Source organism: Streptosporangium sp. NPDC002524 (assembly GCF_040295985.1).
Classification (GTDB): Bacteria; Actinomycetota; Actinomycetes; order Streptosporangiales; family Streptosporangiaceae; genus Streptosporangium.
The window spans coordinates 98,266-113,426 of the sequence record NZ_JBEOWK010000012.1; the positions used below are offsets into that span (position 1 = coordinate 98,266).

General features: G+C 72.4%; 13 protein-coding genes. 4 read left to right on the forward strand and 9 right to left on the reverse strand.

All coding sequences use genetic code 11. The annotated features are described in order from the left end of the window. Positions 1 to 313: 313 nt before the first annotated feature. From tsaE to glmS, 7 genes are all read right to left on the reverse strand, one after another. A complete protein-coding gene (gene tsaE, locus ABT053_RS21735) occupies positions 314 to 766 on the reverse strand; it encodes a tRNA (adenosine(37)-N6)-threonylcarbamoyltransferase complex ATPase subunit type 1 TsaE (RefSeq protein ID WP_344742967.1) in 453 nt (150 codons plus the stop codon). Between the two features lie 358 nt (positions 767 to 1,124). Beyond that, positions 1,125 to 2,213, reverse strand: a complete 1,089-nt coding sequence (locus ABT053_RS21740; RefSeq protein WP_350970919.1) for an alpha/beta fold hydrolase — start codon at positions 2,211 to 2,213, stop codon at positions 1,125 to 1,127. A 20-nt stretch (positions 2,214 to 2,233) separates the two neighbouring features. Beyond that, positions 2,234 to 3,361: an alanine racemase gene (alr, locus tag ABT053_RS21745; protein ID WP_350970920.1), complete on the reverse strand. Its 1,128-nt coding sequence runs from the start codon at positions 3,359 to 3,361 to the stop codon at positions 2,234 to 2,236. Next, complete coding sequence (locus ABT053_RS21750; protein WP_350970921.1) at positions 3,358 to 5,013, reverse strand: NAD(P)H-hydrate dehydratase; 1,656 nt, start codon at positions 5,011 to 5,013, stop codon at positions 3,358 to 3,360. The genes alr and ABT053_RS21750 overlap by 4 nt, the downstream gene beginning before the upstream one ends. Positions 5,014 to 5,023: 10 nt before the next feature. Then, positions 5,024 to 5,374, reverse strand: coding sequence for a holo-ACP synthase (locus ABT053_RS21755; protein ID WP_350970922.1), 351 nt, complete (start codon positions 5,372 to 5,374; stop codon positions 5,024 to 5,026). A gap of 108 nt (positions 5,375 to 5,482) precedes the next feature. Next, the gene (locus ABT053_RS21760; RefSeq protein WP_350970923.1) at positions 5,483 to 6,898 is read right to left on the reverse strand and encodes a PhoX family protein; all 1,416 of its coding nucleotides are present in this window, start codon (positions 6,896 to 6,898) and stop codon (positions 5,483 to 5,485) included. Positions 6,899 to 7,080: 182 nt separating this feature from the next. After that, positions 7,081 to 8,928, reverse strand: coding sequence for a glutamine--fructose-6-phosphate transaminase (isomerizing) (gene glmS / locus ABT053_RS21765; protein ID WP_350970924.1), 1,848 nt, complete (start codon positions 8,926 to 8,928; stop codon positions 7,081 to 7,083). Between the two features lie 235 nt (positions 8,929 to 9,163). Between glmS and coaA the strand changes: the two genes are divergently transcribed. From coaA to ABT053_RS21780, 3 genes are all read left to right on the forward strand, one after another. Then, positions 9,164 to 10,099, forward strand: a complete 936-nt coding sequence (gene coaA, locus ABT053_RS21770) for a type I pantothenate kinase (protein WP_350970925.1) — start codon at positions 9,164 to 9,166, stop codon at positions 10,097 to 10,099. An 87-nt stretch (positions 10,100 to 10,186) separates the two neighbouring features. Continuing rightward, positions 10,187 to 10,960 (forward strand): MerR family transcriptional regulator, encoded by a 774-nt coding sequence (locus ABT053_RS21775; RefSeq protein ID WP_350970926.1) that lies wholly within the window; start codon positions 10,187 to 10,189, stop codon positions 10,958 to 10,960. Between the two features lie 245 nt (positions 10,961 to 11,205). Next, positions 11,206 to 11,784: a GNAT family N-acetyltransferase gene (locus ABT053_RS21780; RefSeq protein WP_350970927.1), complete on the forward strand. Its 579-nt coding sequence runs from the start codon at positions 11,206 to 11,208 to the stop codon at positions 11,782 to 11,784. Here the strand turns inward: ABT053_RS21780 and ABT053_RS21785 are convergent. Next, complete coding sequence (locus tag ABT053_RS21785; protein WP_350970928.1) at positions 11,748 to 13,379, reverse strand: NsdA family TPR-like regulatory protein; 1,632 nt, start codon at positions 13,377 to 13,379, stop codon at positions 11,748 to 11,750. The two genes, ABT053_RS21780 and ABT053_RS21785, sit on opposite strands and share 37 nt — an antisense overlap. A 185-nt stretch (positions 13,380 to 13,564) precedes the next feature. Next, entirely contained in the window at positions 13,565 to 14,398 is an 834-nt protein-coding gene (locus ABT053_RS21790; RefSeq protein WP_350970929.1) for an NAD(P)H-binding protein, read from the reverse strand. 86 nt (positions 14,399 to 14,484) lie between these two features. Here ABT053_RS21790 and ABT053_RS21795 point away from each other — a divergent pair, with 86 nt between their 5' ends. Continuing rightward, entirely contained in the window at positions 14,485 to 15,111 is a 627-nt protein-coding gene (locus tag ABT053_RS21795) for a TetR/AcrR family transcriptional regulator (RefSeq protein WP_350970930.1), read from the forward strand. Positions 15,112 to 15,161 lie beyond the last annotated feature (50 nt).

Below are 15,161 nucleotides of genomic sequence, written 5' to 3' on the forward strand. Positions count from 1 at the left end.
AGTGCCCGTCGGGGTGGCCGACTCGGCACCCGCCGAGCACCCGACCAGTCCGAAAAGGACGATGGCTCCCAGAACCGCGACACGCTTGACGCTTGGCACCGTCGAACTCCACTTCGCCCTCAGGCCGACGACCCTCGCCCGGCACGATTTCCCACCTGTTCCCCATTAAACATGGGCAAACCCGCCAGAGTCGATCATCACGTCAGACGATCTAGACCAATGGTGCGTAGTGCCAGCGTGCCAGGATTTCTCCGGCTTCGTAGGCACATCAGACGACACCGTGGAGATGACTTGACGACCTGGACGACCTGACCTAGACGACGCCGTGCCAGCGCGGCCCGACTCCCCGGAGGGTCACGGTCCGCTCCTCGCCGGGCTCGCCGGACGCGCCCCTGCCGATGAGGATCTCCAGCCGGTCGTCGGCGAGCCCCTCCACCAGGCCCTCGCCCCACTCCACGACCGTCACCGACTCCTCCAGCGAGGCGTCCAGGTCCAGGTCGTCGACCTCCAGGTCGCCGCCGAGCCGGTAGGCGTCGACGTGGACCAGCGGCGGGCCTCCCGAGAGCGAGGGGTGCACCCGGGCGATGACGAAGGTCGGCGAGGTGATCGGGCCGCGTACCTTGAGCCCCTCGGCGATCCCCTGCACCAGGGTCGTCTTGCCCGCGCCGAGCGGGCCCGAGAGCACCGCCAGGTCTCCCGGGCGCAACAGCGCCGCCAGCTCCTCGCCCAGCTCCCGCATCTCCTCGGCGGTCGCCACGATTCTCACCGCTTCGTCACTCCTGTCGATGCCCGTCGATGCCCATCGATACCTCTGGGTGCCCCACGGCGCCTCCCGGGGTCCGCTGACCACCCCGTGGCGCCGCCCGGCACCCTTCTCGAACCCCGGCCCGGGTCCTGCCGGACCTCAGGGCTCACCGTACGCCGCCCGGCGCCCTCTCGAACCCCGGTCGAGGTCCCGCGGGACCTCGGGGCTCACCGTACGCCGTGCGACGCCCTCCTGGACCGTCCGGTCACGCCTCGGGATCACCGTACGCCGTGAGCGCGCCCGTGACGCCGACCGGCGCCTCCCGGACCCGGTCCCGCCGGAGCCCGGGATCACCGTACGCCGTGCGCGCGCCTCCGGCTCACCGGTCCGTGTCACCGGCGTCGGCGGCGTCGATCTCGCCCGCGTCCACCCGCTTGAGCAGGTCGTGCAGGGCGTCGTTGACCACCGTAGGCCGCTCCAGCTGGACCAGGTGCGAACTTTCCGGAACCTCGGTGAACCGGGCGCTCGGCAGCGCCGCGGCCATCGCCCTGCTGTGCTCGACGGGGGTGAGCCAGTCCTTGTCGCCGACCATGATGGAGGTCGGGACCCCGTCCAGCACGCGCAGCGCGCTCAGCTTGTCGTGCGACATCAGCGCCGGGTAGAACTCGGCGATCACCTCGAAGGGGGTGGAGCGGATCATCGACTCGGCGAAGTCGACGACCGTGGGGCTCACGTTCTTGGAGTCGCCGAAACCCAGGTACCGCAGGGCGAGGAAGGCCACGTCGTTGCCGACCTGGCGGCTCTTGTCGACCAGCGAGCCACCGCGCCTCAGGAGCGAGACCGTGCCCGGAGTGACCCTGTGCACCGCCTTCGACAGCAGGGCGGGCAGGCCCAGGGAGATCTCGCCGAGCTTGCCGGTGGAGGTGGAGATCAGCGCGACGCCCTTGATCCTGTCGCCGAACAGCCCGGGATGCCGGTCGGCCAGCGCCATGATCGTCATACCGCCCATGGAGTGGCCGACGAGCACGCACGGGCCGGGCACCAGCGCCTCGATGACCTCGGCGAGGTCGTCGCCGAGCCGGTCGATCGAGCAGTCCTTCATCGGGATGCGCGGCGAGCGGCCGTGGGAGCGCTGGTCCCACAGGACCAGGCGGTGCGTGCCGCCCAGGTCGCGCCGCTGGTAGTGCCAGGAGTCGAGGTTGAGGGTGTAGCCGTGGCAGAACACCACGGTCAGCGGGGCCTCCTCCTGGCCGTCGACCTCGGCGTACAGGGGAACGCCGTCGGAGGTGGTGACCGTGGTGGGACGGCCGCGCAGCTCGCCGAGCGGCTCGCTCGCCTCCAGGTCGGGGCGGAGCCTGATGCGCCCGACGGCGTACCGCTTGGCGAGGGCCCCGGCGGCCACCCCCGCCGACGCGACACCGACGATCGCGCCCGCGATACCGGCCCTGCGCCGTCTGGTACTACTCATGCGACCCCCTGAGCTGCCTTTCACCGGTAAACGCGCGGGACCCGCGAACCGATCCTGGTCACGATCTCATGCGTGATCGTGCCGAGGGAATCGGCCCACTCCTGAGCGGTGGGCTCACCTCGCGAGCCGTCGCCGAACAGGATCACCTCGTCACCCTCCGCCAGCGGGTCGTCCCCCACGTCGATCATGAACTGGTCCATGCAGACCCTGCCCGCGACCCGCCTCCTGCGGCCACCGGCCAGCACCTCCGCCAGGTTGGTGGCGTGCCGTAGGACCCCGTCCGCATACCCGAGCGGGACGAGGCCAAGCGTCGTTTCCCGATCCGTGATGTACAGATGCCCGTAGGACACGCCGGATCCGGCGGGCACCCGCTTGACCAGCGCGATCCGCGCGGTGAGCGTCATCGCCGGGCGCAGCCCGAAGTCCCCGAGCTGGGGCACCGGGCTCAGCCCGTAGGCCGCGAGGCCCGGCCGGACCAGGTCGTAGCGCGCCTGCGGCAGCGTCAGGAGGGCCGCCGAGTTGGCGATGTGCCTGACGACGTGGGAGCCCCCCGCGCCCGCCTTCTCCGCGACGAGCAGCGCCTCCTCGAACGCGGCCAGCTGGGCCGCGACGGACGGGTCTCCCGGGATGTCGGCGCAGGCGAAGTGGGACCAGAGCCCGACGATCTCGATCGTGCCCTCGGCCCGGTGCCGCAGCGCCCGGTCGACCAGGGCGGCCCAGTCGGCCGCCGACGCGCCGCCGCGCGACATGCCGGTGTCGGCCTTGAGGTGCACCCTGGCCGTCCGGCCGGCTCCGGCGGCGGCTCCGGCGATCGCGTCGGCCGTCGCGACGGAGCCCGCGGACAGCTCGACGTCCTGCTCGACGGCCCGCTCCAGCGGCTCGCCGGGCGGGAGGATCCACGCCAGGATCGGCGCGGTGACCCCGGCGGCCCGCAGCTCCAGGGCCTCGCGGACGTAGGCGGTGCCCAGCCGTCCCGCCCCGGCCTCCAGGCAGGCGCGCGCGACGGGGACCAGCCCGTGCCCGTAGGCGTCGGCCTTGACCGCGACCATCACCTCGGCGCCCGGGGCGTGGCTCGCGAGCAGCGCCAGGTTCTCGCGGATCGCCGAGAGGTCCACCCGTGCCTCGGCGGGAGTCGTCGGGAAACTCATGACCCCAGTTTGGCAGGTGAGCGGTGGTGCCGGGTGCCGTCGGCCACTCCGCCGGCGACTCTGCCGGCCGGTCCGCCGTCTGGTCCGCCGGCCGGTCCGCCGTCTGGTCCGCCGGCCGGTCCGTCGATCAGGGAGCGCACCGCCTCCGGCAGGGCCTCGGCGACGTCCCAGGCGGTGAGAGGGCCCTCCCTCCCGGCGATCCCGTGCAGGTAGGCGGCGCAGGAGGCCGCGTCGTACCCGCTCAGCCCGGCGGCCAGCAGCGCGCCCGCCAGGCCGGCCAGCACGTCGCCGGTGCCGCCGGTCGCGAGCCAGGGGCTGCCGGTGGGGTTGATCCTGACCGGCCGCCCCTCCTCGGCGACCAGCGTGGTCGAGCCCTTGAGCAGCACCGTCACGCCCAGCTCGTCCGCCGCCCGCCGCGCGTTCTCCAGGCGCCGCGCCTCGATCCGCTCCCTCGGGACGCCGATCAGGCGGGAGAGCTCGCCCGCGTGCGGGGTGACCAGCACCGGCGCGCCCCGGCGGAGCAGGGACCTGTCCTGGGCCACCAGGGTCAGCGCGTCGGCGTCGACGAGCACCGGGACCTCGCTCGACAGCACCGACCGGGCGACGGCCCGCGCCTCGTCGCCGGTGCCGAGGCCGGGGCCGAGCACCCACGCCTGTACGCGGCCCACCTCCTCGACCCCCTCTCCCGGCGCGAGCGTGGTGATCACGGCCTCGGGCCAGCGGGCCCGTACCTGGGCCACCGGCTCCGCGACCCCCGCGTAGCGGACCATGCCCACCCCGGCCCGCAGCGCCCCGCCCACGGCGAGCACCGCGGCGCCGGTGTAGCGCTCGCTCCCGGCCGCGATCCCGACGACGCCCCTGCGGTACTTGTCGGACGACGCGCCGGGCGTCGGCAGCAGCGCGGCCACGTCGGGACCGGTGAGCGCGGCCACGTCGGGGTCGGGCAGGTGGGGGCCGAGGCCGATGTCGACGAGCTCCTTCCGGCCCGCGTGCCCGGAGCCGGGATCGACGAGCAGCCCGGCCTTCCACGCCCCGAACGTGACGGTGGCGTCCGCGCGGACCGCCGGGCCCTCCACCCGGCCGCTGCTCGCGTCCACCCCGCTCGGCACGTCCACCGCGAGGACCTCGCCCGGCGCGTCGTTCGCGAGCCCGGCGAGGGTCGCGTACGGCTCCCTGAGCGCCCCGGCCCCGCCGATCCCGAGCATCCCGTCCACGATCAGGTCGGCCGCGTCGAGCAGGGCGCGGACGCGCGCTCCCGCCGGGTCCTCCACGGGCTTCCCAGGGGTGCGGGTGCCCGCTCCGGCCGGGTCCGCCGCGGGGCCGTGATCGGAGTCGCCGCGCAGGTCCGTCACCCGGCCGCCCGCGCGGCGCAGGGCCGCCAGGCCCGCCGCGTGGACGCGCGTCCCGGCGAGGAGCGCCTCGACCCTCGCCCCCCTGGCCGCCAGGCGGGCCCCGGCGTACAGGGCGTCGCCGCCGTTGTCGCCGCCGCCGACGAGCAGCACGACGCGGGAGCCGTAGACCCCGCCGAGCATCCTGGCGCAGACCACCGCGAGGCCGGTGGCCGCCCGTTCCATCAGGGCGCCCTCGGGCAGCGTCGCCATCAGCGCCGCCTCGGCCGCCCTGATCTGGTCGGAGGTGTACGCGGTCCGCATTCCACCGAATCTATCCCTCGGCGATCACATAGGCGATGGCGACGCCCCCGTCATGGGTGAGGGAGACGTGCCACCGGGCCACGCCCAGCGCCCTGGCGACCTCCGCCGCCCGCCCGGTCACCCGCAGCTCGGGCCGCCCGTGCTCCCCGCCGACCACCTCGGCGTCCAGGTGCCGCAGGCCGGGAGGCGCTCCCAGGGCCTTGGCGACGGCCTCCTTGGCCGCGAACCTGGCGGCCAGGGAGGCCGGGCCCAGCGCGCTCTCCCCCTCGGTGAACAGGCGCCCCCGCAGGGCGGGGGTGCGCGCCAGCGTCGCCTCGAACCTGGCCGTGTCCACGACGTCGACACCGATACCAACGATCACCCTCCCAGGCTAGTGGCGTCACGCCACCGGCCCGCGTGCCCCGGAGCCGGAAGTCGCCCGCGCTGCCGGGTCCCGGCCTGTGTCGGCCACCGGGCCGAGAGCCGGAGGTCAGAAGTCGCCGCGCTGCCAGGGGCCCCAGATGGCGAAGCTCATCCCCTTGGCCGCCTGGATGTTGACGTAGAGGGTGTGGCCGCCGGGGCCGAAGGTCGATCCGGCGAACTCCGCGCCGGAGTCGCCGTCGACGGGGACCACGCGGGCGAAGTCGAAGATCGTGCCCTGGCGGGTGAGGCCGCGCATGTAGTTGTCGCCCGAGCCGTCCTCGCAGAGGACCAGGGTGCCCCGGGGGCTGGTGGTGACGTTGTCGGGCAGGTCGAGGGTGACCGCGCCCGGCGACTCGTAGACGAGCTTGAGCCGCCCGCTCCACGTCTCGTACGCCCACACCTGGCCGCGGCCCTTGCCGAAGCCGCTGGGCGGGGTGTCGCCGGGCGCGGTCGCGCCGCCCTGGGTGGAGACGAAGTAGATCGTGCCGTGGTGGTTGATCGCCCCCTCCAGCCGGGAGAAGAGCGCCGCTCCCTTGGCCCTGCCCTGGTTGCTCACGGCCGTCATGGCGATCTCGTAGCTGACGACGCCGGTGTAGGTGGGATCGGGGTCGTCGATGTCCACCCAGGTGGTCGCGTACGAGGCTCCCGCGGGCTGGCCGAGCGAGAGGTCCTTGCCCGGCGCGTCCCGCACGGCCAGCATCTGGAGTTTGCCGCCGTCGAGGATGCGCCCGGCCGTCAGCGGGTTCTTCGGGGGCAGGTAGCGGTAGAAGCCGGAGGGGTAGAGGAAGTTGTCCTCGGTGAGGTAGATCGCGCCGGTGGCCCCGTCGAACGCGGCCGACTCGTGGGCGAAGCGCCCGGCCTTCCTGATCGGCCCCCCGGGCCTGCCTTCGAGCGGGACCTCGAAGATGTAGCCGTGCTTCTGGGTGAGCCTGCTGTTGTCCTGGCCGGTCTGGTCGTTGCCCACGTCCGGCCCGTTGACGGTCTCCTCGCAGGTCACCCAGGCGCCCCAGGGCATGGGACCGCCGGAGCAGTTCATCTGGGTGCCGGTCAGGCTGGGGGCCGACTTGACCACCTTGCCGTAGCGGGTGACCTGGAGGGTCGAGGTGCCGCCGCCCGCCATCGGGTCGTAGGCCTTGGCCGGGTCGCCGAACGCGCCGACCGGGCCGTTGACCTCGTGGTTCCGGACGAGGATCGCGTTGTCGGAGGGCCCGCGGAACGCTCCCATCCCGTCGTGCCTGGAGGGAACGACGGAGCCGTCGCTGTACTTGTCGCCGGCCACGCTGAACGACCTGTAGTTGAAGCCGTCGGGCACGTGGAGGCGTACCACGCCGTCCCGCTCGTCCTTGACCGCCCTCAGCGGCCCGTACCCGGCGCTCGGGAGGATCTTCCCGTTCAGTCCCGCCCGCGCGACACCGGCGAACGGCCCGGCCACTCCCAGCGCGGCCAGCGCACCACTCCGGGCTAGGAAACGTCGACGATCCATCTTGCGGCTCCCTTGGGTCCGGGCGGGTTCACGCTACGTTAATCCGGACTTCAGTAAACTGCCATATGGTGTGCATCGACAATTAATCTGTAAAGATTAGGGGTTATCCCCTATATCCATTTTTGACTAGGGGTAATCCATAGGATTCGTCCACAGGGTGTGGACAACGTTCCGGGGGTGGCTCACTCCACCGTGACCGACTTGGCGAGGTTGCGGGGCTGGTCGACGTCGTGGCCCTTGGCCGTGGCCAGCTCGCAGGCGAAGACCTGGAGCGGCACCGTGGCGACCAGCGGCTGGAGCAGGGTCGGCACGGCCGGGATGTGGATCAGCGTGTCGGCGTACCGCGCGACCGCGACGTCCCCCTCCTCGGCGATGACGAGGGTCCTCGCGCCCCTGGCCCGGATCTCCTGGATGTTGGACACGATCTTGTCGTGGATCACCCGCTGGCCGGACGGCGAGGGGACGACGACCACCACCGGGAGCCCCCTGTCGATCAGCGCGATCGGGCCGTGCTTCAGCTCCCCCGCCGCGAAGCCCTCGGCGTGCATGTACGCCAGCTCCTTGAGCTTCAGCGCCCCCTCCAGCGCGACGGGAAAGCCCACGTGCCGCCCCAGGAAGAGCACGCACCGCTCGCCCGCCAGCGACCTGGCCAGCGCGCGGACCGGCTCGACGGTCGAGAGGACCTCGCTCACCTTGGACGGCATCTGCGCCAGCCGCTCGACGATCTGGGTGACCTCGTCGCCGAACTTCACCCCCCTGACCTGGGCGAGATAGAGCGCCACCAGATAGCACGCCACCAGCTGGGTGAGGAACGCCTTGGTGGAGGCCACCGCGACCTCGGGGCCCGCGTGCGTGTAGAGGACGGCGTCGGACTCGCGGGAGATCGTCGAGCCGTTCACGTTGCAGACCGCCAGCACCCGGGACCGCTGCCCGCGCGCGTGCCGTACCGCCATGAGGGTGTCCATGGTCTCGCCCGACTGGCTGATCACGATCACCAGCGTGTCGCGGGTGAGGATCGGGTCGCGGTAGCGGAACTCGCTCGCCACCTCGACCTCGCAGGGCAGCTGCGCCCAGTGCTCGATGGCGTACTTCGCGATGAGCCCGGCGTGGTACGAGGTCCCGCAGGCGACCAGGATGATCTTGTTGATGTCGCGCAGCTCCTGGTCCGACAGCCGCATCTCGTCCAGCGCCAGCCGCCCGTCCTGGCCGATCCTGCCGAGCAGCGTCTCGGCGACGGCCCGGGGCTGCTCGGCGATCTCCTTGAGCATGAAGTGGTCGTAGCCGTCCTTCTCGGCGGCGGAGGCGTCCCAGCCGACGTGGTAGTCGCGCGTCACGGCCGGGAGGCCCTGGAAGTCGACGACCGTGATCTTCGAGGGACGCAGCTCGACCACCTGGTCCTGGCCCAGCTCCACCGCCTCGCGCGTGTACGCGATGAACGCCGCCACGTCCGAGCCGAGGAAGTTCTCCCCCTCCCCCCTGCCGACCACCAGCGGCGAGTTGCGCCGCGCCCCCACCACCACGTCCGGCTCGTCGGCCGAGACCGCGAGCAGGGTGAACGCCCCCTCCAGCCGCAGGCAGACCCGGCGCATCGCCTCCATCAGCCCCCCGGCGGCGAACTCCTCCAGCAGGTGCGCCACCACCTCCGTGTCGGTCTCGGAGACGATCCGGTGCCCCGCGCCCTCCAGCTCGGCCCTGAGCGCGGCGAAGTTCTCGATGATCCCGTTGTGGATGACCGCGATCCGCCCGTCGCAGTCGGTGTGCGGGTGGGCGTTGCGGTCGGTCGGGGCTCCGTGGGTGGCCCAGCGGGTGTGCCCGATCCCCGTCGTCGCGCCGGCCGGCGGCACGGGCCGCGAGACCAGTGCCGAGCGGAGGTTGGCCAGCTTTCCCGCCCGCTTCTCCACGGCGAGGCCGTCCGCCCCGACCAGGGCGATCCCCGCCGAGTCGTACCCCCGGTACTCCAGCCGGCCCAGCCCCTCGACCGCGACCTCGACCGCCGGGCGCTGTCCCGTATATCCCACTATTCCGCACATTGTCATACCCCCTCCCTGAGAGATCGTCCACAGCGTCTATGGAGAACCCCCTGGACAGACCAAGAATCCCGCCCGGTACCCACCGGGAGCCCGTTCCCGACGGAACCCCGTTCCCTGCGGGACCCCGTTCCCGGCGGATCGACACCCCGCGGGAACCCCCTCGGCGGACCGGCACCCGGCAAGAACCCGCTCCCGCCAGGAGCCCGCTTCCGGCCGATCAGTAGGCTCTCTGAGCATGGCCAACGGTTTGGACACCGCGACACCGTACGTGCAGCTCAGCCGGGCTCAGTGGAGCGAACTCCGCAAGAACACGCCTCTCACGCTCACCGAGGACGAGCTGGAGGAGCTGCGCGGCGTCGACGACCCGATCGACCTGGCCGAGGTCACCGACATCTACCTGCCGCTCACCCGGCTGCTCAACCTCCACTTCACCGGGGCCAGGCAGCGCAGCGCGGCGCTCAACACCTTCCTCGGCGGCGGCCGGCGCGAGGCCCCGTACGTCCTGGGCATCGCCGGGAGCGTCGCGGTCGGCAAGTCGACCACGGCCAGGCTGCTGCACACCCTGCTGGCCCGCTGGCCCGAGCACCCCCGGGTGGACCTGATCACCACCGACAGCTTCCTGTTCCCGAACGAGACCCTCACCGCCAGGGACATCATGCACAGGAAGGGCTTCCCCGAGAGCTACGACCGGCGGGCCCTGGTCAGGTTCGTCGCCGACGTCAAGGCGGGCCTGCCGGAGGTGACGGCCCCGGTCTACAGCCACCTGGAGTACGACATCGTGCCCGGCGCGACCCAGACCGTGCGCCGCCCCGACATCCTCATCGTCGAGGGCCTCAACGTCCTCCAGCCCGCCCCGCCCACCGCCCTCGCGATCAACGACTACTTCGACTTCTCCATCTACGTGGACGCCAAGGTCGAGCACATCCGCGACTGGTACGTGGACCGCTTCCACAAGCTCCGCCGCACGGCCTTCGAGGACCCGAAGTCCTACTTCAAATACCTCGCCGACCTGTCGGAGGAGGAGGCGACCGACTTCGCCAGGAACGTCTGGCGCGACATCAACGAGCGCAACCTCGTCGAGAACATCGCCCCCACCAGAGGCCGAGCCGACCTGGTCCTCCACAAGGACGCCAACCACTCCATCCAACGCGTCCGCCTCCGCCGGATCTGACCCTCTTCGGCGCTCGTATCGCCTCCGGGGGCTTGAACCCGCCGCGACGGCAGGTCCTAACGTTGCGGGCGTGATCGGGAAACGGGCGTGAGCGAGAAGGACGGCGCCGGGCGCCGGTGGAGCATCGGCGAGGTGGCGCGGGCGAGCGGGACGACCGTGCGCGCGCTGCGCCACTACGACGCGATCGGCCTGCTGAGCGCGAGCGAACGCACCGCGTCGGGACACCGCCGCTACACCGGGGACGACGTGCGGCGGCTGTACCGGGTGCGGGCCCTGCGAACGCTCGGGCTGTCCCTGGAGGAGATCGCGGACGTCCTCGCGAACTCCACGGACGACCTGGCGGCGATGCGCGGCCTGCTGACGGCCCAGCTCCGCGAGCTGGAGGCGCACGGCGTACGGATCCAGCGGCTCACCCACCGGCTGCACGGCCTGCTGGGACAGATCGACAACGCGTCGATGCCCGATCCGGACCGGTTCATGACGACCCTGGAGATGATCTCTATGTTCGAGAGCTCGTTCACGACGGAACAGCAGGAGCGACTGGCCCGGCGCAGGGCCGACCTCGGCCCGGAGGCCGTCGAGACGGCCAGGACCGAATGGGCGGGGCTCGTCGAGGAGCTCCTGCGGCACATGCGGGACGGCACTCCTGCCGACGACCCGCGGGTGCGGGTCCTGGTCCACCGCTGGGACGCGCTGGCGAACCGGTTCCACGACGACGGCGACGACGGCGAGCGGACCAAGGCCGCGGCGAGGCGGATGTGGCGGGAGAACGGCGAGGAGATCGGCCGGACCCTCCCCTGGCCAGCGGACCGCATGCGCGACCTGGTCCTCTACCTGGAGCGCTCACGGCAGACCGGATGAGCACGACCTGGAGCGCTCCGGGCCGGATGACCACGACCCGGAGCGCTCACCGCGGCCCGGATGACCACGGCGCCCCGGCCGCGGCCGTCGCGGCGGCGGCCGACGGCTTCGGGCTTCCCACCCGTTCCGGTAGACCACGACGATCCGATCACGGCGGCGGCCGACGGCTTCGGGCTTCCCTGCCGTTTCGGTCGGAGCCGCGTGGATAGTTTCGGAACGGGAACCGGGTGAGGAAGGCGGGTGCCGTGGGCGAGACGGCGAGCGGTCGGGTGGTCGTGGAGGTCCTGGGCCCGGAGGAGGCCAAGGCGGTCACCGAGGAGGTCGGGGCGGCGTACCGGGAGTCGTTCGGTGCCCCGCCCAACAGCGAGGGGGCCGCCGAGTTCGAGCACCAGCGCGCCTCCTACGCCGACCTCCTCGGGCGGCGGGGGTTCCGGCTCGCGGTCGCCCGGCAGGACGGGCTGCTGGTCGGCTTCGCCTACGGGGCGTTCCTGCGGGAGGGCGGCCGCTGGTGGAACGGCATGCGCGATCCGCTCCCGCCCGGGTTCACCCACGAGTCCGGTTCCCGCACCTGGCACCTGGTGGATCTGGGCGTGCTGCCGGGCCATCGCGGGCGCGGCGTCGCCAGGCGGCTCACCGAGGCGGCGCTGGCCGGATGCGGGGCGCGGCGGGCGGTGCTGGCCGTGGAGCCGCGGTTGAAGCGCAACCAGCGGCTCTACCGATCGTGGGGCTGGCGGCAGGTCGGGAGCGTGGACGCCCCGGCGTCGTCCGTCAACGACGTCTACGACATCTACGTACTGGAGGACCTGCCCGCGGGCAGGCCGTAGGAGCGCAGCCGCTCGTCCAGGCGTACCAGGGGGTCGGTGCGGTTCCAGGGCGACAGGGCCTGGCGGGCCTCGGCGGTGGCCGCGACCAGCCGCGGGGACCGGTTGCGGCCGGTGAGCTCGGCGGCCCTGGCCAGTTCCGTGCAGGCCTGGCCGATCTCACGTTTCTGGGCGAAGGCGCGGCCGAGGTACAGGTGACCGAACGCCAGGTTGCGGGAGAAGGCCGTCCCGATCGAGGTCATCGCCTCCCGCGCGCAGGAGATGGCGCTGTCGGGCTCGCGCATGTCGAGGTGGCACAGGGCGCGGGTCAGCGTGAGCATGGCCGGGCCGAAGAAGTACGTCAGGCTCCGGCCGGGGTCGTCCTCCGCGGAGTCGTCCAGCCCCGAGCGGGCCGCCGACAACGCGGTACGGCACCGCGCGTGGTCCTTGGCCCGGTTCCCCGCGTTCTCGCGGCGCATGACCCCCGCGTAGGCGCGGGCGCCGACGTCGTTGGCGTAGGCGATCAGTATGGGACTGCCGCCTCGCTGCGCCCAGGCGAGCGCGCCGAGGGCGTGCTCGACCCCGAGGCGGGGATCACCGGACCAGGTGGCCAGGTGACTCCACTGGGCGAGCACGTAGCTGGACATGAGGTCGTCGTCGGCCTCGTGGGCGGCGCGCCTGGCCTGGCCGTAGTAGTGCTCGGCCCCGGCGAAGTCACCGGAGTTGAACAGCAGCCACCCGATGAAGCGGGAGGTGTCCGCCAGCAGCGACATCAACCGGCGGCGCAGATCCTCGTTCGCGACACCGGTCAGGAGCCTGCGGACCAGCCCGTACTGCGCCAGAGCGGTCTCCAGCACGGCCTGGGGTCCCAGGATGTCCTCCTGCCTGATGGCGTGACGAAGGATCGTCTCCACGTGCCCGACCGCCTCGGCGTCGACCCGCGAGGGCGTCCGGGAGACCAGCGCCAGGCGTTCGAGGGAGTCGCCGTCCAGGTGGGCGAGGAGGGGGGAGGCGTGCGCCGCCGCGGCCGCCGAGGCGATCACGGCCAGCAGGTCGCGGCGTTTCATCCCGTCCGCCCACTGGGTGAGGGCGGCGACCAGATAGCCGAACTCCTGCTCCCGCAGATCCGCGACCGCGAGGACCCGATCGCCCCCGTGGCCGGGCGACCGTGTCGGCAACCCACCCAGGAACGAGGAGATGTCGGTGACTGTGAGTGCGGACCGGGGATCGGGACCGTCCTTGGCCGCCGGGTGCCTGCCGGTGTGGTCGTCGTCACGGCCGTGGTCCTCCCCGTGGACCAGATCCCCGGCCCGGCACTGGTAGATGCGGGCCAGGCGCTCCAGGCCGGAGAGGGGCGGCTCGTTTCCGGTCACCGAGGGCCAGGCCTCCCACGCCCCGAGCCGGCGTTCGCTGAGCGCGTCGTCGGGCCAGCGCAGATTCCATAGTTGGACCACCTTGGACTGCGTGTATCGGTGTGCCTCGCGGTAGCCACGCAGCGGATTGAACGTGAATCGGAGTTGATAATCCGCGGCGATCTGACTCCACGTCGCCCCGCGCTCGCGCATCTGGGCCGTGAGGGCGTCCATCTGCTGCTTGAGGCTGCGGGGTCTGGATGGCATCGCTGCCCCTCCCGGGCGTCACTCCCCCGAGGCGGTGTGTTGTCGTCCAAACGCTACGGCATCGATTACGCCAAGTGACGACCCATGTGGAAACCGGCGGCCAGACCACCGGTGATCGCCGCGTACCGGTCCGCGCTCAGCCGAGGAGGCCCACGGCTCTTATGGGCGACGTCACGGCCCGGGGGTCACTCGAAGGCGCCGATGTTGCGCCGCGCCCATTCGGCGAAGGTACGGGGGGCACGGCCGAGGACCCGTTCCACGTCGGGGCTCACCCGCAGCTCGGCGGCCGACGGCTCGCCCAGGATGGCGAGGGTGCCGTCCACCACCGGCTCGGGCATGAACCGCAGCATCTGCTCCCGGGCCTCCTCGCGGCTCTGCTCCACGAACCGCACCGGCGCGCCCAGCGCGTCCCCGATCGCCCGCGCCCGCTGACGCGGAGTGATCGGCGCGGGGCCGGTGAGCTCGTACGTCTGACCGGCGTGCTCCTCCCCGCGCAGGACCACGGCCGCGACCTCGGCGATGTCGGCCGGATCGACGACCGGCAGCCCCACGTCGCCGAACGGCGCGGCGGCCGTCCGCCGCGAGCGGATCGTCTCCGCCCACGCGAAGGCGTTGGAGTCGAAGCCTCCCGGCCGCAGGACGGTCCACTCCAGGCCCGACCGCCGTACGGCGTCCTCCAGGACCCGGAGAGGGGCGTGGGAACCGGACTCGGGTCGCGTCCGGGCGGCCTGGGAGGACTGCAGGACGACCCGCCGGACCCCGGCCGCCTTCGCGACGTCGAGGATGCCTCGCGGGTCCAGGTGCGCGCCGGCACCGGCGACGAGGAGGAACAGCGCGTCGGCTCCGCCGAGGGCGGGCCGGAGGCTTTCCGGGTCGGCCAGGTCGGCCCGGTGGTGCGTCACGCCCTCCGGCATCTCCGCAGGTTTCCGGGAGACCGCCACCACCCGCTCCCCTGCCTGGGCCAGCACTCGTACGAGCACCCGTCCGACGTTCCCGGTTGCTCCGGTAACCACGATCATGAAAAACCCCGCCTTTTGTGAGTTAGTTGACTAACTCAGTGGACCATAGCCACCCGCCGCACCGGCTGTCTACACTTCTCAGTGAGATGACTGACTCAACCGAGACGAAGCCCGAGAAGCCGGGGAAGCCGGGGAAGCCGGGGAAGCCGGGGAAGCCGGAGAGGCGGGGGAAGCGGGAAAGGCTCGTGGCCGCCGCGTCCCGGGTCCTGCACGAGCAGGGTGTCGAGAAGACGACACTCGCCGACATCGCCCGCGTGGCCGAGGTCCCCCTGGGCAACGTCTACTACTACTTCAAGACCAAGGACCAGCTCGTCGAGGCGGCCATCGACGCGCACGCGCTCGGCTTCCGGGCGATGACCGCCTCGCTCGACATGCACACCGGCCCCCGGGACCGCCTGAAGGCCCTCCTGCGCGGCTGGATCGAGCAGCGCGAGCTCACCGCGCGGTACGGCTGCCCCACCGGGACCCTCTGCTCGGAGCTCGACAAGCGCACCGACGGCCTGGACCGCGCCGCGGCCGAGGTCATGCGATTGCTGATCGACTACGCCGAACAGCAGTTCAGGGCCATGGGCCGAGCCGACTCCCACGAGCTCGCGATCGCCCTGGTCGCCGCCTACCAGGGCGTCTCGCTCCTCACCAACACCTTCAGGGACCCCGAGCTCATGGCCGTGGAGGGCCGCCGCCTGGAGCGCTGGATCGACTCACTCGCCTGAGGGCCGCCACCGGGCGTCTGCGACCCGGCACCGGCCGGCGACCGGGGACA

Bases quoted from the DNA above. Each gene is read 5' to 3' on its own strand.
- ABT053_RS21740 (WP_350970919.1), bottom strand. From the start codon at position 2,213: ATGAGTAGTACCAGACGGCGCAGGGCCGGTATCGCGGGCGCGATCGTC.
- alr (WP_350970920.1), bottom strand. From the start codon at position 3,361: ATGAGTTTCCCGACGACTCCCGCCGAGGCACGGGTGGACCTCTCGGCG.
- ABT053_RS21750 (WP_350970921.1), bottom strand. From the start codon at position 5,013: ATGCGGACCGCGTACACCTCCGACCAGATCAGGGCGGCCGAGGCGGCG.
- ABT053_RS21760 (WP_350970923.1), bottom strand. From the start codon at position 6,898: ATGGATCGTCGACGTTTCCTAGCCCGGAGTGGTGCGCTGGCCGCGCTG.
- glmS (WP_350970924.1), bottom strand. From the start codon at position 8,928: ATGTGCGGAATAGTGGGATATACGGGACAGCGCCCGGCGGTCGAGGTC.
- coaA (WP_350970925.1), top strand. From the start codon at position 9,164: ATGGCCAACGGTTTGGACACCGCGACACCGTACGTGCAGCTCAGCCGG.
- ABT053_RS21785 (WP_350970928.1), bottom strand. From the start codon at position 13,379: ATGCCATCCAGACCCCGCAGCCTCAAGCAGCAGATGGACGCCCTCACG.
- ABT053_RS21790 (WP_350970929.1), bottom strand. From the start codon at position 14,398: ATGATCGTGGTTACCGGAGCAACCGGGAACGTCGGACGGGTGCTCGTA.
- ABT053_RS21795 (WP_350970930.1), top strand. From the start codon at position 14,485: ATGACTGACTCAACCGAGACGAAGCCCGAGAAGCCGGGGAAGCCGGGG.